We start from the raw sequence: 23,328 nt of genomic DNA on the forward strand, positions 1-23,328 counted from the left end.
CCACCCACGGCGCCGGATCAACCCTCGCCCGGACAGAACGACCATGTCACCTCTTGGTATTCTTCGCAGACATCGCGTCGCCGCCCTGCTGGGCGCTGCGCTGATTATCTCCCCTGTCGTCGTCTCGTTTGCCCAAAGCGGCGACAACGCCGGCCTGAGCAACGCCGTTGCGACGACTCAGACCCCAATCGTCGGGATCAAGGCGCCGAACGGCTCGTTCGCGCCGGTCGTGGCCACCACCAAGCCGGCCGTAGTGACGGTCACAACGGTCATGAAGGCACAGGCTGAAACCATGGGCGAAACCTCGCCTTTCGACGGCGGTTCGCCTTTCGACGACTATTTCCGCCAGTTCTTCGGCAATCAGGGCGCCCCAATGCCCAAGACGCCGCCGCAGCAGGCACCGCGCCAGGAAGCCCTCGGTTCCGGCTTCATCGTCGGCACAGACGGCACCATCGTCACCAACAATCACGTCGTCGACGGCGCCTCTTCGATCAAGGTGACGCTCGACGACGGCACCGAACTTCCCGCCAAGCTTGTCGGCCGCGACGCCAAGAACGACCTTGCGGTGCTCAAGATCAAGGCCGACAAGCCGCTGCCGACCGTCAAATGGGGCGATTCCGACAAGCTGATGACCGGCGACCAGGTGCTGGCGATCGGCAACCCGTTCGGCATCGGCACCACGGTGACCGCCGGCATCGTTTCGGCACGCGGCCGTGACCTGCACAGCGGGCCGTTCGACGATTTCATCCAGATCGACGCGCCGATCAACCATGGCAATTCCGGTGGCCCGCTTGTGGATGTGAACGGCAACGTCGTCGGCATCAACACGGCGATCTATTCGCCCAATGGCGGCAGCGTCGGCGTCGGCTTCGCCATTCCGTCCGACCAGGCCCAGAAGGTGGTCGCCAAGCTGATGAAGGGCGGCAACATCGAATACGGCTATCTCGGCGTCGAGATCCAGCCGGTGACCCCGGACGTGGCTGCCGCCGTAGGGCTCGATCATGCAGGCGGCGCACTGGTCTCGCAGGTCAATGACGGCTCGCCGGCGGCCAAGGCCGGCATCGAAACCGGCGACGTCATCACCGGCTTCGCCGGCCAGGACGTGAAAGACCCCAAGGACCTGTCGCGGGCCGTCGCGGACGTCTCGCCGGGCGCCAAGGAAACGCTTGATGTCTGGCGCAAGGGCAAGGCCATGCAGATTTCCGTCAACGTCGGGCAAAACAGCGACGATGTGAAGACGGCATCGGCCGGTGACTCCGGCGCGCCGAACGCCGAGCAGGGCGCGCGCGCACCCGCGATCGGCCTCGGCCTGCTGGACATCACGCCCGACATTCGCCAGCAGCTGAACCTCGCCGACGACGAGCGCGGCGCGGTGGTCGCCAGCGTCAATCCCGACAAGGCGGCGGCCGCCGCCGGCGTCCAACCCGGCGATATCATCGTCGCCGTCAACCAGGCTCCGGTGAAGAGTGCCAGGCAGGTCACGCAGGCGATCGCGCAGGCGAGCAAATCGGGCCGCAAGTCGGTGCTGCTTTTGGTCGAACGCGACGGCAGCCAGATCTATGTCGCGGTGCCGTTCGCCAATGGCTGAGCCGCGATGCGGATGAAATGAATGCCGTGTGGCGGGGTTGTCGGTGACAGGCCCGCCACATTTCCTGGAACTGCTTTAAAGTTTGCGCAGCGCCACTTCCTCGACCAGATGGTCGGCGCCCTTGCGCAGGATGAGGTCGGCGCGGGCGCGGGTCGGCAGGATGTTCTCGCGCAAATTCTTCAGATTGATGTTGGACCACAGGCCTTCGGCGATGGCGCGCGCCGCTTCCTCCGAAAGCTGCGAGTAGCGGTGGAAGAAGGAGTCCGGATTGCGGAAGGCGGTCTCGCGCAGCCGCATGAAGCGCGAGATGTACCATTCGTGGATCAGCTTCTCGTCGGCATCGATATAGATGGCGAAGTCGAAAAAGTCGGACAGGAAGGGCACGATCTTGCCGTCCTGCGGCAACTTGCCCGGCTGCAGGACATTGATGCCTTCGAAGATCAGAATGTCGGGCCGGTCGATGGTGACGAACTCGCCGGGAATGACGTCATAGGTGAGGTGGGAATAGACCGGCGCGCGGACATCCGGCAGCGCCGACTTGATGCCCGAGAGGAAACGCAGCAGCGCGCCGACGTCGTAACTGTCGGGAAAGCCCTTGCGTTCCATCAGGTTCTCGCGGCGCAGCACCTCATTGGGCAGCAGGAAACCGTCGGTGGTGATGAGATCGACCTTGGGGCTCGACGGCCAGCGCGCCAGAAGCTCCTTCAGCACGCGTGCGGTGGTCGATTTGCCGACGGCGACGGAGCCCGCGATGCCGATGATGAACGGCGTCTTGACGATGTCGACGGCGTTGAAGAAGGCCTGGCGCTGCCGGAACAAGAGCTGGCTCGCCTCGACATGGGCGGACAGAAGCCGCGACAACGACAGATAGATGCGCTTGACCTCCTCAAGGTCGACCGGATCGTTGAGCGAACGCAGGCGGCGGAACTCGTCCTCGCTCAGCGTCAGTGGCGTGTCGGCGCGGAATTGCGACCATTGCTCGGCCGAGAAGAAGCGAAAGGGGGAATATTTCTCGGTTGGCGCGAGCTGATCCATCGAGATTCCTGCCCTCCCTCGCGGTCAGCCCTTGGGCCGTGACGCCTTCTCGGCGATGCCCGAACGCCCGGTGCGGCTTTCAAGCTCCTTGAGCACGTCGCTCAGCGGAACACCCGAGAGGCCGAGGACGACGAGCCAATGATATATAAGATCGGCACTTTCGGAAACGAGCCCCTGTCTGTCGCCCTTGACGGCGGCAATCACCGTCTCGACCGCCTCCTCGCCGAGTTTCTGGGCGGCCTTGTCGATACCGCGCGCGAACAGTTTCGCTGTCCAGGAATCCGGGTCGCCGGAATGGGCGCGGTCCCTGATGGTTGTCTCCAGGTCGGAGAACGAAAATTCAGCCATGGCGCCTGGGGCCCTTTTCTTAGCCGGAACAGCCTCTAGGGCCGATCGCCCGAGGAGTCCAGCCGCATCGGCAGCCCCGCGGCGGCCATATGCGCCTTGGCCTGGGCGATCGTGTAGGTGCCGAAATGGAAGATCGAGGCCGCCAGCACCGCGCCGGCATGGCCGTCGCGAATGCCTTCGACCAGGTGATCCAGCGTGCCAACGCCGCCCGAAGCGATGACCGGCGCGCGCACCGCATCAGCGATCGCACGTGTCAGCGCGATGTCGTAGCCGGCCTTGGTGCCGTCGCGGTCCATCGAGGTCAACAGGATCTCGCCGGCGCCTCGATCGACCATTTGACGCGCGAATTCGACCGCGTCGATGCCGGTCTTCTCGCGCCCGCCATGGGTGAAGATCTCCCAGCGGTCGGGCTCGCCGATACCGGACACTTTCTTGGCGTCGATGGCGACAACGATGCACTGGTTGCCGAACTTGTCGGCGGCTTCGGCGACGAAATCCGGGTTCTTCACCGCCGCCGTATTGATCGACACCTTGTCGGCGCCGGCCAGAAGCAGCTTCCTGATGTCGGCGACCTGGCGCACGCCGCCGCCGACAGTCAGCGGCATGAAGCACTGCTCGGCGGTGCGGGCGATGACATCGAAGATGGTTTCACGGTTGTCGGACGAGGCGGTGATGTCGAGAAAGCAGAGCTCGTCGGCACCGGCGGCGTCATAGGCCTTGGCCGCCTCGACCGGATCGCCGGCATCGATGAGGTCGACGAAGTTGACGCCCTTGACGACGCGGCCGTCCTTGACGTCGAGGCATGGGATGACACGGGCTTTCAGCATCAGCGGCCCTCTATTGTGGCGATGAGATCGTTGAGCAGCTCGCCGACCAGCGGCGGGACGTCGCCCTGCGCGTCGAAGGCCGGATCGTAGGCGGAAATAGTGATGCCGACGACCGGAATGGCAAGGGCCATGGCGCAGGCCGCGTCGCGCAATTGTTCCGGGCTTGGCCCGCCTGAAATTGCGTAGCGGTTGGCCTGCAGCTCCTTGGGGTCGTGCACGTCGAGGTCGAGATGCATGTGCACGCTTTTGGCGCCTGCGGCCTTCAGCTTCGCGGTTGCCGGCCCCACGCCGGGACATTCGGTGCGGACCACCGGCAAGGTCTTGAGGAGCTCTTCCTCGGCCGGATCGAGATCGCGGGCGTTGAGAAGCACGCAGCGCGAGGGATCGATCGGCTTGAAGCCTGGAATGGCCGCTGCCATCGGGCGCCAGCACAGGCCAAGCACGGTCGCCAGCGCCATGCCGTCGAGAAAGCCGTAGACGGAGGTCTCGGGCGTGTTGAGGTCGCCATGCTGGTCGGCCCAGATGATCGCATCGGCGCCCGCGCCGGCGACCGCACCGGCTGATGTCAGGCAGTTTCCAGCGAGCACGATGGGGAACCGTCCCCTGTCGATGGCAATGCGGACCTCGCCAGAGACGGCGTTGCAGACGGCGAAACCGGTGGCGATCTCGCGTTCCTGGTCGTCACCGACCCTGCCGATATCCGCGACCGCGACCTCGTGGCCGGCAATGGTCAGGGCGTCGACCAGGCCGCCTGCGATCAGCGCGTCCGGGCCCTGGCCCATGCCGCCGTGATAGTGGCCGCTGTCATAGGAGGCCAGGATGAGGGTGATTTTCACGATTTCGCCTCCGCCGCGGGCCGGCCCTGCAGGATCGCCAGCGCCTCGGCCGGATCGATGCGGCCGTCATAGAGCGCGCGGCCGGAAATTGCGCCTTCGAGCTTCCGTGCATCGGGCATCGTCATGCGCACGATGTCGGCGATCGAGGCGAGGCCGCCCGAAGCGATGACCGGGATCGACACGGCCTCGGCGAGGTCGATGGTGGCGTCCCAGTTGATGCCAGTCAGCACGCCGTCGCGATCGATGTCGGTGTAGATGATGGCGGCCACGCCGGCACCCTCGAATTTCCTCGCCAGTTCGACGACGCCGAGGCTCGACGCCTCGGCCCAGCCCTCGACGGCCACCTTGCCGCCCTTGGCGTCGATGCCGACGGCGACCTTGCCCGGGAAAGCCTTGCAGGCCTGCCTGACCAGGTCGGGATCGCGCACCGCCACCGTGCCGAGGATGACGCGGGCCAGCCCCCGGTCGAGCCAGTCCTCGATCTGGGCCAGCGTGCGGATGCCGCCGCCGAGCTGCACCGGGTTCTTCGTCGCCTTGAGGATGGCGCCGACCGCCGCGCTGTTGACGCTCTGGCCCTGGAAGGCGCCGTTGAGGTCGACGACGTGCAGCCATTGGAAACCCTGGTCCTCGAAGGCTTTTGCCTGCGCGGCGGGATCATCGTTGTAGATGGTCGCGGTCGCCATATCGCCCTGCTTCAGGCGCACGCATTTGCCGTCCTTGAGGTCGATGGCAGGAAACAGGATCACGATTCAAGCGCCTTCTTGCTCATGCTCTAGGGCCTCCAGCGCAGGAAATTGGTGATCAGCGCCAGGCCGAGCGCCTGGCTCTTTTCGGGATGGAACTGCGTGCCAACGAGATTGTCGCGGGCGACGGCCGCCGTCACCGGACCACCATAGTCGGCGACGGCCACAACCTCGTCCGGCTTTTTCGCGTCGAGATGGTAGGAATGGACGAAATAGGCGTGCAGCCCGTCTGGTCCGGTCGGGATGCCGGTAAACAGCGGGTGCTGGCGCCTGAGCTCGATCGTGTTCCAGCCGATCTGCGGGATCTTCAGCGCGGGATCAGTGGGTGTGATCTCCTTGACGTCGCCTGATATCCAGCCGAAGCCATGGGTGACGGTCTTTTCCAGGCCGCGCTCAGACATCAGCTGCATGCCGACGCAGATGCCGAGGAAGGGCCGGCCCTTGGCGATCGCGACGTCCTCGACCGCCTCCCACATGCCGTCGACGGCACGCAGGCCGGCCGCGCAGTCGGCATAGGCGCCGACGCCGGGCAGGACGATGCGGTCGGCGCTGCGCACCCGGTCGGCATCGGCCGTCAGGTCGATCTCGGCCGATATGCCGGCTTCGCGCGCGGCTCGCTCGAAGGCCTTGGTGGCCGAGCGCAGATTGCCCGAGCCGTAGTCGATGATTGCTACCCGCATGTCAGTGCCGTCCCGGTATGTGGGTCAGGCCCAGCGCCATGCCCGGCTGCGCCGGGCGCGCCAGGGCGGCATCGGGGACGATGCGCGGCGGCGGCGTGATTTCCTCCGCGTGCCCCTCGACCTCCAGCGCATAGCGGATGTCGGCATCGTCGAGCCGGCCGGCCTGAACCACGCCCCATTCATGCCAGCCGCGCCGGCGAAGGGCCGCGATGCGCAACCCCTGCCCTTCCAGGCCGACATAGAACGAAACCAGGAGCGACAGCAGCGAACTTGCCAATCCAAGGCCAAGGTTTTCCCCTGCCATCGAAAGCAGGCCCATGACGACGAAGGCAAGTCCGGCCTCGATCCACAGCCGGTGCCAGGCGAGCCATAGCGGCGGTACCAGCAGGCCGAGCCAGGTGAAGCCGTCGCGGATCAAGGCCGTTGCATCGACCTTCTCGCTGCGGCCGGGCGGTTGCATCACAACATAGGTGGCCATGGCCTATCCCTTCAACGATCCCTTGGTGGAGGGAACCGCGTCCGGCTGGCGCGGGTCGGGCTCGAGTGCGGCACGCAGCGCACGCGCCACCGCCTTGAAGCAGGTCTCGGCGATGTGGTGGTTGTTGGCGCCGTAATGGTTGGTGACATGCAGCGTGATGCCGGCATTCTGGGCCAGAGCCTGGAAGAATTCCCGCACCAGTTCGGTGTCGAAGGTGCCGATCTTGGGGGACGAGAAGGACACGTTCCAGACCAGGAACGGCCGGCCGGACACGTCGATCGCCGCGCGCGTCAGCGTCTCGTCCATGGCAAGGTCGATCGAGGCATAGCGCATGATGCCGCGCCGCTCGCCCAGTGCCTTGGTCAAGGCCTGGCCGAGCGCGATGCCGGTGTCCTCGACCGTGTGGTGGTCGTCTATGTGCAGGTCGCCCTTGGCCGTCACCGTCATGTCGATCAGCGAATGGCGCGAAAGCTGGTCGAGCATATGGTCGAAGAAGCCGACGCCCGTGGCGATATCGGATTTGCCCGAACCGTCGACATGGACCGACACCGAGATGTCGGTTTCCTTGGTCTTGCGGCTGGCTTCGGCGAAACGGGGCGCCATGACCTTGTCCTTGTCTCAGGGTTTCAAAGCTCCGCGGACGAGCTTCGAACATTCACCGGCTTGAAAACGAAAGCCTTCTATCAGCATGATCCGGCGATTGCCAGTTGCCTCGGACAGAGGTATCGGCCTTGCCGGAGGGGCGATTTGCAATCATTGGTCCCATGCATACATATGGCCGATAAAATCACTCGTACCGCGCCAATCGCCTTTTGGGATCGCGCGAATCGGAGCCAATAAATGTCTGATAATCTGACCATGCACGCCACGACCATCGTGACGGTGCGCAAGGGCAACAAGGTGGTGATCGCCGGCGACGGCCAGGTCAGCCTTGGCCAGACCATCATGAAGGGCAATGCCCGCAAGGTCCGCCGCATCGGCAAGGGGGGCAATGTGATCGCCGGTTTCGCCGGCGCTACCGCCGATGCCTTCACGCTGCTGGAACGGCTGGAAGCCAAGCTCGAACAATATCCCGACCAGCTGACGCGCGCCTGCGTCGAGCTCGCCAAGGACTGGCGCACCGACCGCTATCTGCGCCGGCTGGAGGCGATGATGCTGGTGGCCGACAAGTCGGTCTCGCTGGCGCTGACCGGCACCGGCGACGTGCTCGAACCCGAACATGGCGTCATGGCCATCGGTTCGGGCGGCAATTACGCGCTGGCCGCGGCGCGGGCGCTGATGGACTCCGACAAGGATGCCGAGGAGATCGCCCGCAAGGCGATGCAGATCGCCTCCGACATCTGCGTCTACACCAACAACAACTTCGTCGTCGAAACGCTCGATGCCGCTTGAGCAGGCCGTGCTCTACGATTTTCGGCCGGTGACGGAAAAAGACCTGCCGATGATCGCCGGCTGGCTTGCCGAACCGCATGTCGCGGAATGGTGGAACGACCCCGAGACGGAAATCGCCGAGATTCGCGATCATATCGACTCGATTTCGGTCGAGCCGCTGATCGTCGAACTCGACGGCAAACCGATCGCCTATCTGCAGAGCTACGACCCGCATCTGGAAGACGACCACCCCTATGCCGACCAGCCGTTCGGCACGCTCGGCATCGACCTGTCGATCGGCCCGCCGGAACTGGTCGGCCTCGGTCACGGCTCGGCGATCGTGCGGCAATTCGTCGAGCAGCTGTTCGAGGAAGGCGTGCCGCGCGTCATCATCGACCCCGACCCGGGCAATGCTCGGGCCATCCGGGCCTATGAAAAGGCTGGCTTTGTTGCCTTTGACACCAGAACATCGGAGTTCGGCCCGGCGTTGATGATGGCGCGCGACGCGCCGCAGGAGCCCGATTGATCAGCGCCGAAACACTCGACAAAGCAGTCGCGAGAGGTTTGATCTCGCAGACCCTGCGCGATCAGTTGGAGGCCATGGAACGCGCGGGCGCTCTCGCCCCCGAGGCCGGGCGCGCCGATGACGAGGGTGACGAGGAAAACCTGCGGCTGGTCGGCGGCGGCAACGATCTGTTCGTCACCGTGGGAACCGTTCTGCTTAGCGCCGGCTTCTTCTTTGTCCTCACCACCTTGCTTCCAGGCCAGACATTCTGGATCGCTGGCATCCTCGCGGTTTTCGCCTGGGGGCTCGCCGAAATTGTCACGCGTCAGCACCGGATGAAATTATCGTCGTCCGTGCTTGCCCTGATTTTCATGGCCGCCATTCTGGTCGCTCTGGCGCTACGGGTGGAGGCCAGCTTCGGCATACGCAAGCCGGAGACGATCTGGCAGCTATTGGCGTTGCGCCAGACGGCGTCCCGGGCCGGATATCTGTTCCTGGGCGGAGGAATAATTGCGGCGGCGATCTATTTCTGGCGCTTTCGCGTCCCCATCATTGCCGGGGCTATCGCCATCGCCTTCACACTGCTTGCCTTCCTGCAAACGGCGATAATCCTGTATGACAGTGTGACAACGGGCGCGATTGCGCCGCCACGCCTTGAGGATGTTCCCGAACTGCTCCGCGCGGCCCTCTACATGCCGCTGGTCTGCGGCCTGATCGTGTTCGCGACGGGTGTGGCTTTTGACATTTACGACAGGGATCGACGCAAGATCTGGTCCGATTGCGCCTTCTGGCTGCATGTCGTCTCGGCGCCTATGCTGGTGCATCCGCTCTTTATCATGGCAACCGGGCAGAACGTCGTATTCGGACATATCGCGCCGGACGCCAATGCAACCATCATGCTGGCGGTCCTGATCCTCGGCTTCCTCTATCTCGCGCTCGCCATAGACCGCCGTTCGCTTCTGGTTCCTACATTGGCTTACTTCGGCTCGCTGGGTATCTATTATCTGGTGAATTCAGCCTCCGATTCGACGGGTATCCCGCCTTTTGCCTTGATCCTGGTCGTTGTCGGCGCGCTGATTATTCTTTTCGGGGCTGGCTGGCAGCGTATTCGGCGGATTGTCGTCAAACCCACTTTGCCGGCGGCCGTGATCCGCCGGCTACCGCCGCTGAAGGCGTGACGGGCTTTGTGATGGTCGAGACGGCGACGCGGAAGAGGGGCAATAGGGCATGATCGCATCCGTCGGGGACAAAGAGCTCTCGGCCTACGAAAACAGCTGGCGGATGGGGTTGCTGATCGTTGCCGGCCTGATCATCGTCCAGGCCGTGACGCTCTATTTGATGGGCCACCCGCCGATCTGCACCTGCGGCTATGTCAAACTGTGGCACGGCGTGGTGAACAGCTCCGAGAATTCCCAGCACATTTCCGACTGGTACACTTTCTCGCACATCATCCACGGCTTCCTGTTCTATGCCCTGGCGAGGTTCCTCTTTCCGCGTTCGCCGATCGGCTTGCGGCTGGCCTTCGCCGTCCTCATCGAGGGCGGCTGGGAATTGCTGGAGAACAGCCCGTTCATCATCGACCGCTACCGCGCCGGCACCATCTCGCTCCACTATTATGGCGACAGCATCATCAATTCGGTGTCCGACACACTGGCCATGGTGCTGGGATTTGTGATGGCGCGAAGGCTACCTATATGGGTGATCGTCAGCCTCGCCATCCTCTTCGAACTGGGTACCGGCTATCTTATCCGGGACAATCTGACACTCAACGTGATCATGCTGCTGCATCCGTTCGAGGCCATCAAGCAGTGGCAAAGTGGAATTTAGTGATATGAGCACATTCTCCCCCCGCGAAATCGTTTCGGAACTCGACCGCTTCATCATCGGCCAGAAGGACGCCAAACGCGCCGTGGCCATCGCCTTGCGCAACCGCTGGCGCCGCCAGCAGCTGGAAGGCCAGATGCGCGAAGAGGTGATGCCGAAGAACATCCTGATGATCGGCCCGACCGGCGTCGGCAAGACCGAGATCTCGCGCCGCCTGGCGCGCCTTGCCGGCGCGCCCTTCGTCAAGGTCGAAGCGACCAAGTTCACCGAGGTCGGCTATGTCGGCCGTGACGTCGAGCAGATCATCCGTGACCTCGTCGAGATCGCCATCGGGCTCGTCCGCGAAAAGATGCGCGAGGACGTCAAGGCGCGCGCCCACATCAATGCAGAGGAACGCGTTCTGGAAGCGCTGGTCGGCAAGACCGCCAGCCCGGCGACGCGCGACTCTTTCCGCAAGAAGCTGCGCGACGGCGAGCTTGACGACAAGGAAATCGAGATCGAAGTGGCCGACACCGGCAATGGCGGCATGCCCGGCTTCGAGATTCCCGGCATGCCGGGCGCCAATATCGGCGTACTGAACATCAACGACATGCTGTCGAAGGCGATGGGCGGCAAGAAGACCAAGCTGCGCAAGACGACGGTAAAGGAATCCTACGATCTGCTGGTCAGCGACGAGTCCGACAAGCTGCTCGACCAGGACGAGGTGGTGCGCCGGGCGCTCGATGCCGCGGAAAACGACGGGATCGTCTTCCTCGACGAAATCGACAAGATCGCCGCCAGGTCCGACATTTCCGGCGGCCCTTCGCGCGAAGGCGTGCAGCGCGACCTGCTGCCGCTGGTCGAGGGCACCACGGTGGCGACCAAATACGGGCCGTTGAAGACGGATCACATCCTGTTCATCGCCTCGGGCGCGTTCCACGTCTCGAAGCCATCCGACCTGTTGCCGGAATTGCAGGGCCGCCTGCCGATTCGCGTAGAACTGCGGGCCTTGGAGAAGCAAGATTTCGTCCGCATCCTGACCGAGACGGAAGCGAGCCTGATCAAGCAATATATCGCGCTGATGAAGACCGAGGGTGTCGACCTGACCTTCACCGACGACGCCATCGATTCGCTGGCCGGCATTGCCGTCGACCTCAATGACAGCGTCGAGAACATCGGCGCCCGGCGGCTGCAGACGGTGATGGAGCGGGTGCTGGACGAAATTTCGTATGACGCGCCAGACCGCAACGGCACGTCGGTCACGATCGACGCCGCCTATGTGGAAAAGCATGTCGGCGACCTGTCGCGAAACACAGATTTGTCGCGATTCATCCTTTAAAGCACGGCACCGGTTGATCCGGCGCCGGTTCAGGCAGCCGGCAGAACAATCATGTGTGGCCAGATGGTACCATCTGGCCACCTTTCGACTTGCCGGGTGAAGGGGCTCTCGACTCGACCCAGAGCACTACCCTAGTTTGCGCGGCAATACCTCTAGGCGGCGGCGCATGAAAAAATTCATCCCAATCATTCTCGGCTTGATGCTGGCGGCGACGCTGTTGGCGGCTGAAGCAGCGACACTCGTGCCGCCGGGAAACCGCAATGCCGAGCAGCCCGACATTCCCGGCGCCTCGAGCCGGCGCACGCAGGCGACCAACACCACCTTCCAGGCGAAATACCGCAAGGTCTATGCCTTGCTGCAGAACGACCCCGATCTGCGCGGCAAGATCAAGAAGGCTGCCGCCGCTTATGGCATCGATCCGATGCATATCGTCGGCGCCATCGTCGGCGAACACACCTACAATGTTGACGCCTACGACCGGCTGCAGACCTATTACGTCAAGGCGATCTCCTATCTCTCCAGCAAGCTGTCCTTCGCCTATGACGGCGAGGACATCACCGATTTCGTGCAGCGGCCGGAATTCAAGAAATGCGCAGGGATGTCGGACAGCTACGACCTCTGGGAATGCCGCGAGCAGGTGTGGAACCATGCGTTTCGCGGCAAGAACGTCGGCGGCGAGGACTTTCCCGACGACCGATTCGGCGCCACCTTCTTCCAGCCCTATTATGCCGGCCAGACTTTTGGGCTCGGCCAGCTCAACCCGCTGACCGCGCTGCAGATGAGCGATCTCGTGCACAAGGTGTCGGGCCTGCCGAAGCTCGATGTCGGCGATCCCAATTCGGTCTACAAGACCATCATGGATCCGGACCTGACGCTGCCTTATGTCGCCGCGACGATCAGGAAATCGATCGATGCCTATAAGAGCATTGCCGGCTTCGACATTTCGGGCAATCCGGGTCTGACCGCGACACTCTACAATGTCGGCAATCCAGAGCAGCGCGCCGAAGCGCTGAAAGCGGAAAACGGCAGGCGTCGCGCCGCAGGCGAGCCGGAAAAACTGCCTGAGGAGAATTATTACGGCTGGCTGGTCAACGACAAGCTGCCGGAACTGAAGGCGCTGTTCTAGATCGTTTCACGCCGCCAGCAGCGACTTCAGCTTGACGGCCTGTGATCCCAGTGCTTCCGGTGCCGGGCTGGCGCGCTTGCCGATCAGCATTTCGGCCAGCCGGATGTCGCGGGCGACCGCATTGCCTGGGCCGATGCCGCTGGCCGCCACGAGCCTGCCGTCGTCATCCAGATGGAACAGGATGAAGGCGCCTTCACCGAGATCGCGTCGCACTGTGCCGCTGCCTTCGTCCGAAAGCCCTGCGATCTGCAAGGTGAGACCATACTGATCCGACCAGAACCACGGCACAGCCGCATGCGCCTCGCCGGCGCCGAGCATATTCCTTGCCGCCAGCGCACCTTGCTCCTGCGCATTGCGCCAGGCTTCGAGCCGCACACGGCGGCCGCCGTAGACTGCAAGCGGGAACGAACAGCAGTCGCCGGCAGCGAAGATGTCGGGATCACTGCTGCGCAGCTCGGCATCGACCGCAATGCCGTTGTCGATGGTCAGGCCGGCTTCGGCTGCGAGCCCGGTCACCGGCACCGCGCCGATGCCGATAATGACGAGGTCGGCTGATATTTCGCGCCCGCCGGCGAGCGTCACGCGCACCTCCTTGCCGTCGTCGGCGATGGAGGCGATGCCATCGCCGCACAGTATGTCGACGCCTTCGGCGATGTGCGCCTGATGGATGATTTCGGCGATCTCGGCCGGCACGCCGCGCATCAGGATGCGCGGCTGCGCCTCGATGATGGTGACCGCAGCGCCGAGCTTGCGGGCCGCCGCGGCGAGTTCGAGGCCAATGAAGCCGCCGCCGACAATGGTGATACGGTTGCCGGCGCTGAGATGGGCGCGAATGGCCAGCGCATCGGCGAAGGTTCTGAGATACACGCAGCGCGCGCCAAGGCCCGGCATCGGCAGTTTGCGCGGGGCCGAGCCGGTGGCCAGCAGGAGCTTGTCGTATGGCAGTACCGAACCGTTGGACAGGCGCACCCTATGCGCCGCACGATCGATCGCCACGGCCTGGACGGAATGGGTATGCCGGATCGACTTCTCGGCCAGCACCGCGTCGCTGGCGATCGCCTTGATTTCGGGCGCATCGCTGGCCATCGCCTCCTTGGACAGAGGCGGGCGCTCGTAGGGCAGATGCGGTTCGTCGCCGACCAGCGTCACCGGCCCCTCATAACCGAGATCGCGCAGCGTGAGCGCTGCCCGCCCGCCGCATTCGCCGGCGCCGATGATGACCATTCCCCGCGCCATCCCCATCATCCGACCTGAACGAGGACTTTGCCGGCGTCGACCTTGACCGGATAGGTTTTTAGGTTGACGCAGACCGGGGCGCCCCTGGCCGCGCCGGTCTTGTAGTTGAAGCGGCCATTGTGCTTGGGGCATTCGATGATGTCGTCCATCACCAGACCGTCGGCGAGGTGTACCTTCTCATGCGTGCAAAGCCCGTCCGTGGCGAAATATTCGTCGTCTGGGCTGCGATAGATGGCGAAGGTGCGCCCGCCATGATCGAAGCGCATCACATCCTCTTCATCGATGTCGTCGGCAGCACAGGCCTCGACCCAGTCGCTCATTCGGTCCTCCCCGTAAAAATGGATTCGCCGCGATCATTCCGCAGCGGCGGCGACGGCGTCGCCGTGGAATTCCTCGCGGTACGGCCGGGCGGTCGGCGGCAGTTCGCGCTTGAGGAAATAGTCCTCGTTGCGCAACTGGCGCAGGAAGGCCGGGATCATCTCGCGGTAGCCGGCCAGGATCGACGGTGTCGGCGCCGGCAGATCGTGCTTGATCAGTTCGTGCAGCTTCGGCAGCGCATGGTAGGGCACCATCGGGAACATGTGATGCTCGACATGATAGTTCATGTTCCAGTAGATGAAGCGGCTGATCGGGTTCATGTAGACGGTACGGCTGTTCAGCCGGTGATCGATGACATTGTCGGCCAGGCCGCCATGCTGCAGCAGACCGACCATGACGTGATGCCAGGCGCCATAGAGCCTGGGCAGGCCGACCAGCATCAAAGGCAGGAACGAGCCGGAATAGACCGCCAAGCCGATGGTTGCGGCATAGATCGCCGTCCAGATGCGGGCGATGCGGATCGCCTTGCCCTGTTCCTGCTCGGGAATGAAGGTCTTTTCGGCGGCGCTGATGTTGCCGGCGGCGTTGCGCAGCATGTCCGACATCGCATGCCAGGCGTCGAGGACACCGACAAAGCCGAGGAGCGCGCGCACCAGGTCCGGCGGCCGCATGACCGAGATTTCGGGGTCGCGGCCGACGATGATGGTGTCGGTGTGGTGGCGCGTGTGGCTCCAGCGCCAGGTCACCGGATTGCGCATGATCATGAAGCAGGCGATCTGATAGATCGCATCATTCATCCACTGCGTCCGGAACGCCGTGCCGTGCCCGCATTCGTGCCAGCGGGAATCCGTCGATGAACCGTAGAGGACGCCATAGACGAAGAAGAACGGTACGCACCACCAACTGCCCCAGAACCAGGCGCCGCCGGCGCCGCTGGCGATGAGCGCGGCGAGCCAGATCGCGGTGTCGCGGATCGCCGGCCCGTCGGAGCGCTGCATCAGCTCCTTCATCTGCTTGCGGGGCACGTCGGTGTGATACCACTCGGCCGCCGACAGGCCGTTTTCCACGGCGAGTTTGGCGTCGCGGCCGATCAGGCTGTAGTCCCGCCGGGACGGCGCAGTGGTCATGATTGCCTCCTCGGCAAGGCACTCGTCCAAGCGAATGCCGGTTGCCCATATGCCTTCCAGCCTGAAAATACCGTTTGCTCGTGATAGACTCAATCTCACAAAGATAGTTTCTATCATTTCCTATCAGAATGATGTATCAATGCTCGGCAGTCGAACGAGGACGATCATGGCGAAACGGCCGACTATATCGGATCTGGCGCGCATCTCCGGCGTCAGCGTCGCCACGGTGGACCGCGTACTCAACAATCGCCTGCCGGTGCGCGAGGAGACCGCGCGGCGCGTCTATGAGACCGCGACCGAGATCGGCTACCATGCGGCCGGCCTGATCAAACAGCGGATGCGCCATGAACTGCCGGAGTACCGGCTCGGCTTCCTGCTTTTGCGAGGCAACGATGTCTTCTACGGCGATTTCGCAGCGGAGCTCGAACTGGCGGTGTCGCAGTCGCAGAGGTTCCGCGGCGCCGCAACCATCGACTTCGCCAGTTCCCTGGTCCCCGACGAGATCGCCGCCCAGATGCGCAAGCTGGCGGCGAAATCGAGGGCCATCGCCGTTGTCGGCCCGGACCACCCGACCCTGACGGCGGCCGTCGAGGCGTTGAAGGCGCGGGGACAACCGGTCTTCTCGCTGCTGTCCGACTTTGCCGCCGGTATCCGCGAGGGCTATGTCGGCCTCGACAACCGCAAGGTCGGTCGTACCGCGGCCTGGATGATCGCCAAAGCAGCGCGGCAGCCCGGCAAAGTCGCCCTCTTCGTCGGCAGCCATCGCTTCCATGGCCACGAATTGCGCGAGATCGGCTTCCGCTCTTTCTTTCGCGAGCATGCACCCGACTTCAGCGTGCTGGAAACGCTGGTCAACCTGGAAGCGAACCAGGTAACCCATGATGCGATGATCGATCTTCTGGCGCGCTATCCGGATCTTGCCGGCTGCTACGTCGCGGGCGGCGGCATGGAAGGCGCGGTCTCGGCGCTGCGGGCAGCAAGGCCCGTAAATATGCCGGTGGTGGTCTGCAACGAGATCAACGCCGAGTCGCGCGCGGCACTCGCCGACAACATCCTCACCATGGTGATCTCGACGCCGCTGGCCGCTCTGTGCCGCGAGTTGGTCGATCGGATGGTGCATGCCATCGAAACCGGCGCGGCCAACGCGCCTGGCCAGACCTTCCTGCCCTTCGACATCTATCTGCCGGAAAATATCTGAGCTTTCCCGGGCGGGAGCAACCGCCAGAATGATAGAATCCATCAGAGCGATCCGAAAATCCGGCGGCAGGCCGCGGAATCGCCCTTGACGTTCCGCTGGAATGGAATAAATATTTCACCCACTGTACATTTTGGTTCTTTCGTTCCGGAACGTCTGTTTCAGACAGAGGGTTGGGTTCCAGCCCAAGCAGGGAATGCCCACGGAGCGAAGCGATATCAGGGAGAGATTCCCCGGGGAGATCGGGGATTCCGGATAAATCGGTGCAACCGGACACCAAAAGTGGAGGAGAGATACAATGAAGAAACTGCTTTTGGGCGTCGCTTTCGCGGCGCTGATGAGTTCATCGGCTTTTGCCGCCAAGATCGGCGTATCGATGGCCAAGTTCGACGACAACTTCCTCACCGTGCTGCGCAACGGGATGATCGCCCAGGCCAAGGGCATGAGCGGCGTCGAGTTGCAGGTCGAAGACGCACAGAACGACGTTGCCAAGCAGCTCGACCAGATCAAGAACTTCGCCGCATCGGGCGTCGACGCGATCATCGTCAACCCGGTCGACACCTCGGCCACACAGGCGATGTCGGATGCTGCCGCCGCCGCCAAGATTCCGCTGGTCTATGTCAACCGCGAGCCGGTCAATGTGAACTCGCTGCCCGACAACCAGGCCTTCGTCGCCTCGAACGAAGCCGATTCCGGCACGCTCGAGACCAAGGAAGTCTGCCGTCTGTTCAAGGAAGCCGGCAAGAAGGAAGCCAATGTCTATGTGATCATGGGCGAGCTTTCCAACCAGGCTGCCGTGCAGCGCACCAAGGACATTGAAGAGGTGATCGCGACGCCGGACTGCAGCTTCATCAAGATCATCGACAAGCAGACCTCGAACTGGGATCGCGACCAAGCGCAGAACCTGATGACCAACTGGCTGTCGACCGGCAAGAAGTTCGACGGCGTCATCGCCAACAATGACGAAAGCGCCATCGGCGCCATCCAGGCGATGAAGGCCGCCAACATCGACATGAAGGCGGTTGTCGTCGGCGGCGTCGACGCCACGCAGGATGCCCTTGCCGCCATGCAGGCCGGCGACCTCGACGCAACCGTGTTCCAGGACGCGGCCGGCCAGGGCGCGGGCGCGCTGGATGCGGCGCTGAAACTGTCCAAGGGCGAGAAGGTCGAGCACAAGGTCTATGTGCCGTTCCAGCTTGTGACCCCGGCGAACATCGACAAGTTCCTGAAGAAGAACTGAGCCGCGGATATCGAGAGCGGCGCTGCACAGGCAGCGCCGCTCCCCCTTCCCTCGGCGCCTGAAGGCGCTCGAGGCGCGACCGTGGCTGACGGAGGATAGAAGATTGGCACAGACATCTCATGGCGTCGGAGGGCTCACCTACGATGCGAAGAAGCGCACATGGCCGGCCGAATTCAATGTCTTCCTGGCGCTCGTCATTCTCGTCGTCATCTTCGAACTGATCGGCCGCATCTTTCTCGGCGACAGTTTCCTGTTCAACACCCGCAGCGACGTCTCGGGGATCTTCAACGAGGCACGCCTGCAGATCATAATCCTGCAGGTGTCGATCGTCGGCATCATCGCCATCGGCGTGACGCAGGTGATCATTTGCGGCGGCATCGACCTGTCTTCCGGTTCGATCGTCGGCGCGACCGCGATGATCGCCATGAGTTTCGCCCAGGTGGCGACGGTCAACGGCAATCCCAACCCCAAGGCGATGTTTCTGGCGCAAGGCTGGACCGACCTGCCCGTCATCGTGCCGCTGCTGGTGGCGATCGGCTGCGGCCTGCTCGCAGGTCTGGTCAACGGTGCCTTGATCGCCTACACGCGCATCCCACCGTTCATCGCCACGCTCGGCATGATGGTGACCGCGCGCGGCATCGCCAAATGGTGGTCGAAGGGCCAGCCGATCTCGTTTCCCACCGACAGTTTCGCGGCGATCGGCAAGGGCCTGATGCCCGTCATCATCTTCCTGTCGCTGGCCGTGCTGTTCCAGCTCATCATGACCTACACGCGCTACGGCAAGCATTGTTACGCAATTGGCTCCAATGAGGATGCCGCACGCATGTCCGGCATCAAGATCGCCAACCACAAGATCCTGGTCTATGTCATCGCCGGCATTCTCGCCTCGCTCGCCGCCGTGGTGCTCTGCTCCAAGAACCTAACCGCCCAGGCCGGCATGGGCGTGATGTACGAACTCGACGCCATCGCCATGGCGGTCATAGGCGGCGTCTCGCTGTCGGGCGGCCGCGGCTCGGTCATCGGTACGGTGATCGGCTCGCTGATCTTCGGCGTCATCATCTCCGGCTTCACCTTCCTGCGCCTCGACGCCTACTACCAAGAGATGGTCAAGGGCGTGATCATCGTCGGTGCGGTCGTTCTCGACCAGTGGCGCCAACGCCTGCGGGCATTGAGGGCTTGACCATGTCAGACATCGTGTTGAAAACCGAAAACCTGACCAAGCGCTATGGCGGCGTGCATGCGCTGGAAGGCGCCAACTTCGAGCTGCGCAAGGGCGAGCATGTCGCCATCATGGGCGACAATGGCGCAGGCAAATCGACCTTCGTGCGCCAGATCACCGCTGTCGAGCAACGTACCAGCGGCCAGATCTGGTTCGACGGCAAGGAGGTGAATTTCACCGGCCCGATCGCGGCGCGCGAGGCCGGCATCGAGACGGTGTTCCAGAACCTGGCGCTGGCCGACGATCTCGACGTGCCGTCGAACCTTTTCCTCGGTCGCGAAAAGGTGCTGTTCAATCTCGGACCTTTCTCGATCCTCGACCGCAAATACATGCGCAAGGCGACCGAAGCGGCGCTGGTGCGCACCGCGGTGAAGATCCCCAACCTTTCCAACACCATCCGCCACATGTCCGGCGGCCAGCGCCAGTGCGTGGCGATCGCCCGGACCGCGACCTTCGCCTCTAAGCTGATCATCATGGACGAGCCGACCGCCGCACTCGGCGTGCAGGAGACGGCGCAGGTCGAAAACATCATCCGCACGCTGAAGGACAATGGCGAGCCGCTGATCCTGATCAGCCACAATATGCGCCAGGTGTTCGACCTGTGCGACCGCATCGTGGTGTTCCGGCGCGGCCGCATCGTCGCCAATCTGCGCAAGGAAAACACGGACGGCCAGGACATCGTGTCCTACATCACCGGCGCCAAGACCGGGGAGGCGGAACTCGCGGCCTAGGCGGGAGGGGTCACCCGCTTCCGGGACGATCTGCCGCGCCAGGAAAATACCCCAGCCACCTTTCCCTGACGGGAAGGTGCGGACACAACTCTCTCGAACCCATCCCTCAGAGGAAATATCCATGACTGTTCGTTTCGCCCTCCTCGGTGCCGGCCGCATCGGCAAGGTCCACGCCCGCGCTGTCGGCTCCAACCCCGATGCAAAACTGGTGGCGGTGGCCGATGCCTTCGAGAAGGCGGCAAAAGAGCTGGCGAGTGCCTATGGCGCCGAGGTGCGCACCATCGACGCCATCGAGAAATCCAAGGATATCGACGCCGTCGTCATCTGCACGCCGACCGACACCCATGCCGATCTGATCGAGCGTTTCGCCAAGGCCGGCAAGGCGATCTTCTGCGAGAAGCCGATCGACCTGAACGTCAAGCGCGTCGAGAAATGCCTGGCCGTGGTCGAGAAGGCCAAGGCGACGCTGATGGTCGGCTTCAACCGCCGCTTCGATCCCCACTTCGCCGCCGTGCGCAAGGCAATCGACGACGGCGCCATCGGCACGGTTGAGATGGTCACCATCACCTCGCGCGATCCGGGTGCGCCGCCGATCGACTACATCAAGCGCTCGGGCGGCATCTTCCGCGACATGACCATCCATGATTTCGACATGGCGCGCTTCCTGCTCGGCGAGGAGCCGGTGGCGGTCTCCGCGCACGCTTCGGTGCTGGTCGACAAGAAGATTGGCGAGGCCGGGGATTTCGATAGCGTCAGCGTCATCCTGGAGACGGCTTCCGGCAAGCAGGCCGTGATCTCCAATTCGCGCCGCGCCACCTATGGCTACGACCAGCGCATCGAGGTGCATGGTTCGAAAGGCATGATCGCGGCGGAAAACCAGCGGCCGGTTTCGATCGAACTGGCCAATGAGAAGGGCTATATGCGCCCGCCGCTGCACGACTTCTTCATGACCCGCTATCTCGACGCCTATGCCATCGAGATTGCCTCGTTCATCGCCGCCGCGACGTCCGGCAAGAAGGCGGCGCCGAGCGGCGCCGACGGCCTGGTGGCGCTGAAGCTAGCGGATGCGGCGCTGAAGTCGGCAACGACAGGCAAGACCGTTCGTCTCGACAAGTAAGAACCGGAAATCGGACCCAAGCCAAAGGAGCAAAGCGATGAGCGCATCCGCCGATCGCAATTCACAGACACGCGCCATCGTTACCGGCGGGGCGCAAGGCATCGGCTTCGCCGTCGCCGAAGCGCTGGCCGACGAAGGCTGCCGGGCATTGGCGCTCATCGGCCGGTCGCAGGAGAAGGGGGACAAGGCCGTCGCCCACTTCAAAAAGGCCGGCGTCGACGCGATCTTCATCAGCGCCGACGTTTCGAAGGTGGCGGACTGCAAGCGCGCGGTGGCGACCGCGCTCGCGCATTTCGGCACGCTGAACGCGCTGGTCAACGCCGCCGCCACCTCGGCGCGCGGCTCACTGGTCGAAACCACGGAAGAGCTTTTCGACCAGATCTTCGAAACCAATGTGCGCGGACCCTTCTTCCTGATGCAGGGGCTGGTCGCGCATCTCTTGGAGCGCAAGGCCCCGGGCTCGATCGTCAACGTGCTGTCGATGTCGGCGCATGCCGGCCAGTCCTTCCTGACGCCCTATTCGACCAGCAAGGGCGCGCTGATGACGCTGACCAAGAACGTCGCCAATGCCTATCGCTTCAACCGCATCCGCTGCAACGCCGTGCTGCCCGGCTGGATGGATACCGAGGGCGAAGACATCGTGCAGAAGAAATGGCACGACGCCCCGGACGACTGGCTGGCGAAGGCCGAGGCCGCGCAGCCGATGGGCCAGTTGGTCAAGCCGGACCAGCTTGCGCGGCTGATCAGCTACATGGTCAGCCCGCAATCGGGCGTCATGACCGGGTCGTTGGTCGACTACGACCAGAGTGTTGCGGGGTCGTCGCCGGAGTAGCAGCGAGCTGAGCAAACGGTCCTCACTTCGTCATCCATGGGCGGAGCAAGGGGCGAAGCGACGCGGCGCAGATCCCTTGGGCTGCTCCGCAGCCCAAGGGACCCATGCCGGGACTCTTGAGCAACGCTGCGGTGCAGAATTCTGCTCAGTTGCGCTCCACGGCCAAGGTCACGAAATGGATCCCAGGGTCTTCGCGACGCCGCTTCGCGGCTGCTCCAGGGATGACGAAATCGGGGACTTCGACCTTCGGGAGTCGTCAAGGGGGACGTGACAAACGCCCCGGCTTCGACTATATGAGCCGCATGATCCACCTGTCCGCCACCTATTGGTACTTTAGCAGCTCGCTGGCGGCGGGAGGATTGCGCTCGATCTGAAGATTGCAGCAACAAGATCCGAACAGCCGCCAGACCTGGCGGCTTTTTTGTTTCAGCCGGCAGGTCTCCTAACAGGAGCAGAAAGCCGTGTTGACCACCACAGACGACCTCCGGGTCAAGGAAATCCGAGAACTGAGCACGCCGGACCAGGTGATGCGGGAGATCCCGCGCACGCTGACGGCGACGCGCACCGTGAGCGCCTCACGCAACGCCATCCATGCTATTCTGAACGGCACCGACGACCGGTTGCTTGTCGTCGTCGGACCTTGTTCGATCCACGATCCGGTCGCGGCCGTTGACTATGCCAGCCGTCTGGCGGCGCTGCGCGAGACCCTGTCCGACCGGCTCGAGATCGTCATGCGGGTGTATTTCGAGAAGCCGCGCACAACGGTCGGCTGGAAGGGCCTGATCAACGATCCCGACCTCGACGGCAGCTTCAACATCGACAAAGGGCTGCGGATGGCGCGCAATGTGCTGTCGGCCGTCAACAATCTCGGCCTGCCGGCGGCGACCGAATTCCTCGACATGACCACGCCGCAATACATTGCCGACCTCGTCGCCTGGGGCGCCATCGGCGCGCGCACGACCGAGAGCCAGATCCACCGCGAGCTGGCCTCGGGCCTGTCCTGCCCGGTCGGCTTCAAGAACGGCACCGACGGCAATCTCAGGATCGCCGGGGAGGCGGTGAAATCGGCCGCCCAGCCACATCATTTCATGGCGGTGACCAAGGGCGGACGCAGCGGCATAGCCACGACCACAGGCAATGAGGACTGCCACGTCATCCTGCGCGGCGGCGTCCAGCCCAACTATGACGCGGCGAGCGTCGAGGCGGCCTCGGTCGAACTCGCCCGCATCGGTGTCGCGCCGCGGCTGATGATCGACGTCAGCCACGCCAACTCGGCCAAGAAGCCGGAGAACCAGCCGAAGGTGGCGGCCGATGTGGCCGGCCAGGTGGCGGCGGGCGACGAGCGCATTATCGGCCTGATGATCGAGAGCAATCTCGTCGCCGGCCGGCAGGACGTGGTGCCCGGCAAGCCGCTGGTCTATGGCCAGAGCATCACCGATGGCTGCATCGACTGGGCGACCACCGAGACCGTGCTGCACGGCCTTGCCGGTGCCGTCGAGTGGCGCCGGTCGGCACGCCGCGCCATGCTGGAAAGCCGGCAGGGCGCCGCCTGATCCGATGACGATGTGGGAGGGGCGGCGCTGGAGCATGATCCCGAAAAGTGGAAACCGGTTTTCTCGGACAAACGGTTTCCG

The 23,328-nt window shown here is 63.6% G+C and carries 25 protein-coding genes; 14 read left to right on the forward strand and 11 right to left on the reverse strand.

Annotation, left to right across the window (positions count from 1 at the left end; all coding sequences use genetic code 11):
• The first annotated feature begins 43 nt into the window (after positions 1-43).
• Positions 44-1,588: a DegQ family serine endoprotease gene (locus CK226_RS13565; protein WP_095792110.1), complete on the forward strand. Its 1,545-nt coding sequence runs from the start codon at positions 44-46 to the stop codon at positions 1,586-1,588.
• A gap of 75 nt (positions 1,589-1,663) precedes the next feature.
• Here CK226_RS13565 and coaA read toward each other — a convergent pair whose 3' ends face one another.
• The 8 genes from coaA to hisB are packed head-to-tail and all read right to left on the reverse strand — an operon-like array spanning position 1,664 to position 7,138.
• The gene (gene coaA, locus CK226_RS13570; RefSeq protein ID WP_095771496.1) at positions 1,664-2,623 is read right to left on the reverse strand and encodes a type I pantothenate kinase; all 960 of its coding nucleotides are present in this window, start codon (positions 2,621-2,623) and stop codon (positions 1,664-1,666) included.
• Between the two features lie 24 nt (positions 2,624-2,647).
• Positions 2,648-2,971 (reverse strand): phosphoribosyl-ATP diphosphatase, encoded by a 324-nt coding sequence (locus tag CK226_RS13575; protein WP_095771495.1) that lies wholly within the window; start codon positions 2,969-2,971, stop codon positions 2,648-2,650.
• A 35-nt stretch (positions 2,972-3,006) separates the two neighbouring features.
• The gene (gene hisF, locus CK226_RS13580) at positions 3,007-3,801 is read right to left on the reverse strand and encodes an imidazole glycerol phosphate synthase subunit HisF (protein WP_179301049.1); all 795 of its coding nucleotides are present in this window, start codon (positions 3,799-3,801) and stop codon (positions 3,007-3,009) included.
• A complete protein-coding gene (locus CK226_RS13585; protein WP_095792112.1) occupies positions 3,798-4,634 on the reverse strand; it encodes an arginase family protein in 837 nt (278 codons plus the stop codon). Before CK226_RS13585 ends, hisF begins: the two co-directional genes overlap by 4 nt.
• The gene (gene hisA / locus CK226_RS13590) at positions 4,631-5,380 is read right to left on the reverse strand and encodes a 1-(5-phosphoribosyl)-5-[(5-phosphoribosylamino)methylideneamino]imidazole-4-carboxamide isomerase (protein ID WP_095792113.1); all 750 of its coding nucleotides are present in this window, start codon (positions 5,378-5,380) and stop codon (positions 4,631-4,633) included. The genes CK226_RS13585 and hisA overlap by 4 nt, the downstream gene beginning before the upstream one ends.
• Positions 5,381-5,406: 26 nt before the next feature.
• On the reverse strand, positions 5,407-6,057 hold the full coding sequence (gene hisH, locus CK226_RS13595; RefSeq protein ID WP_095792114.1) for an imidazole glycerol phosphate synthase subunit HisH: 651 nt from the start codon (positions 6,055-6,057) through the stop codon (positions 5,407-5,409).
• A gap of 1 nt (position 6,058) precedes the next feature.
• Entirely contained in the window at positions 6,059-6,535 is a 477-nt protein-coding gene (locus CK226_RS13600; RefSeq protein WP_095771490.1) for a DUF2628 domain-containing protein, read from the reverse strand.
• A 3-nt stretch (positions 6,536-6,538) separates the two neighbouring features.
• Positions 6,539-7,138: an imidazoleglycerol-phosphate dehydratase HisB gene (hisB, locus tag CK226_RS13605; protein ID WP_095792115.1), complete on the reverse strand. Its 600-nt coding sequence runs from the start codon at positions 7,136-7,138 to the stop codon at positions 6,539-6,541.
• Positions 7,139-7,375: 237 nt separating this feature from the next.
• Here hisB and hslV point away from each other — a divergent pair, with 237 nt between their 5' ends.
• From hslV to CK226_RS13635, 6 genes are all read left to right on the forward strand, one after another.
• A complete protein-coding gene (gene hslV, locus CK226_RS13610) occupies positions 7,376-7,927 on the forward strand; it encodes an ATP-dependent protease subunit HslV (RefSeq protein ID WP_095771488.1) in 552 nt (183 codons plus the stop codon).
• Positions 7,917-8,432 (forward strand): GNAT family N-acetyltransferase, encoded by a 516-nt coding sequence (locus tag CK226_RS13615; RefSeq protein WP_095771487.1) that lies wholly within the window; start codon positions 7,917-7,919, stop codon positions 8,430-8,432. The genes hslV and CK226_RS13615 overlap by 11 nt, the downstream gene beginning before the upstream one ends.
• Positions 8,429-9,589 carry a hypothetical protein gene (locus CK226_RS13620; RefSeq protein ID WP_179301042.1) on the forward strand — a complete coding sequence of 387 codons (1,161 nt, stop codon included), beginning with the start codon at positions 8,429-8,431 and terminating at the stop codon, positions 9,587-9,589. Before CK226_RS13615 ends, CK226_RS13620 begins: the two co-directional genes overlap by 4 nt.
• A gap of 49 nt (positions 9,590-9,638) precedes the next feature.
• Positions 9,639-10,238, forward strand: a complete 600-nt coding sequence (locus CK226_RS13625) for a DUF2585 domain-containing protein (RefSeq protein WP_095792116.1) — start codon at positions 9,639-9,641, stop codon at positions 10,236-10,238.
• A 4-nt stretch (positions 10,239-10,242) separates the two neighbouring features.
• Entirely contained in the window at positions 10,243-11,553 is a 1,311-nt protein-coding gene (hslU, locus tag CK226_RS13630) for an ATP-dependent protease ATPase subunit HslU (protein ID WP_095771485.1), read from the forward strand.
• Positions 11,554-11,719: 166 nt separating this feature from the next.
• Positions 11,720-12,679: a DUF1402 family protein gene (locus CK226_RS13635; RefSeq protein WP_095771484.1), complete on the forward strand. Its 960-nt coding sequence runs from the start codon at positions 11,720-11,722 to the stop codon at positions 12,677-12,679.
• 6 nt (positions 12,680-12,685) lie between these two features.
• Here the strand turns inward: CK226_RS13635 and CK226_RS13640 are convergent, their stop codons facing one another.
• Genes CK226_RS13640 through CK226_RS13650 form a run of 3 tightly spaced genes read right to left on the reverse strand, consistent with a single transcriptional unit; the run spans position 12,686 to position 15,360 of the window.
• The gene (locus CK226_RS13640; RefSeq protein ID WP_179301043.1) at positions 12,686-13,924 is read right to left on the reverse strand and encodes an FAD-dependent oxidoreductase; all 1,239 of its coding nucleotides are present in this window, start codon (positions 13,922-13,924) and stop codon (positions 12,686-12,688) included.
• Positions 13,921-14,235 carry a MocE family 2Fe-2S type ferredoxin gene (locus CK226_RS13645; RefSeq protein ID WP_095771483.1) on the reverse strand — a complete coding sequence of 105 codons (315 nt, stop codon included), beginning with the start codon at positions 14,233-14,235 and terminating at the stop codon, positions 13,921-13,923. The genes CK226_RS13640 and CK226_RS13645 overlap by 4 nt, the downstream gene beginning before the upstream one ends.
• Positions 14,236-14,268: 33 nt before the next feature.
• A complete protein-coding gene (locus CK226_RS13650; protein WP_095792186.1) occupies positions 14,269-15,360 on the reverse strand; it encodes a fatty acid desaturase family protein in 1,092 nt (363 codons plus the stop codon).
• Positions 15,361-15,526: 166 nt separating this feature from the next.
• On the opposite strand from CK226_RS13650, the gene CK226_RS13655 reads away from it, so the two are divergent.
• From CK226_RS13655 to CK226_RS13685, 7 genes are all read left to right on the forward strand, one after another.
• Positions 15,527-16,558, forward strand: coding sequence for a LacI family DNA-binding transcriptional regulator (locus tag CK226_RS13655; RefSeq protein ID WP_095771914.1), 1,032 nt, complete (start codon positions 15,527-15,529; stop codon positions 16,556-16,558).
• Positions 16,559-16,853: 295 nt separating this feature from the next.
• Complete coding sequence (locus CK226_RS13660) at positions 16,854-17,795, forward strand: sugar ABC transporter substrate-binding protein (RefSeq protein WP_095771482.1); 942 nt, start codon at positions 16,854-16,856, stop codon at positions 17,793-17,795.
• A gap of 103 nt (positions 17,796-17,898) precedes the next feature.
• Positions 17,899-18,975, forward strand: a complete 1,077-nt coding sequence (locus CK226_RS13665; RefSeq protein WP_095792118.1) for an ABC transporter permease — start codon at positions 17,899-17,901, stop codon at positions 18,973-18,975.
• A gap of 2 nt (positions 18,976-18,977) precedes the next feature.
• Positions 18,978-19,745, forward strand: a complete 768-nt coding sequence (locus CK226_RS13670) for an ATP-binding cassette domain-containing protein (RefSeq protein ID WP_095771480.1) — start codon at positions 18,978-18,980, stop codon at positions 19,743-19,745.
• Positions 19,746-19,866: 121 nt separating this feature from the next.
• Complete coding sequence (iolG, locus tag CK226_RS13675; protein ID WP_095792119.1) at positions 19,867-20,862, forward strand: inositol 2-dehydrogenase; 996 nt, start codon at positions 19,867-19,869, stop codon at positions 20,860-20,862.
• A gap of 37 nt (positions 20,863-20,899) precedes the next feature.
• Entirely contained in the window at positions 20,900-21,694 is a 795-nt protein-coding gene (locus CK226_RS13680) for an SDR family oxidoreductase (RefSeq protein ID WP_095792120.1), read from the forward strand.
• Positions 21,695-22,155: 461 nt separating this feature from the next.
• Positions 22,156-23,247 carry a 3-deoxy-7-phosphoheptulonate synthase gene (locus CK226_RS13685; protein ID WP_010912860.1) on the forward strand — a complete coding sequence of 364 codons (1,092 nt, stop codon included), beginning with the start codon at positions 22,156-22,158 and terminating at the stop codon, positions 23,245-23,247.
• The last annotated feature ends 81 nt before the right edge of the window (positions 23,248-23,328 follow it).

The organism is Mesorhizobium sp. WSM4311 (assembly GCF_002295115.1).
Lineage (GTDB): Bacteria > Pseudomonadota > Alphaproteobacteria > Rhizobiales > Rhizobiaceae > Mesorhizobium.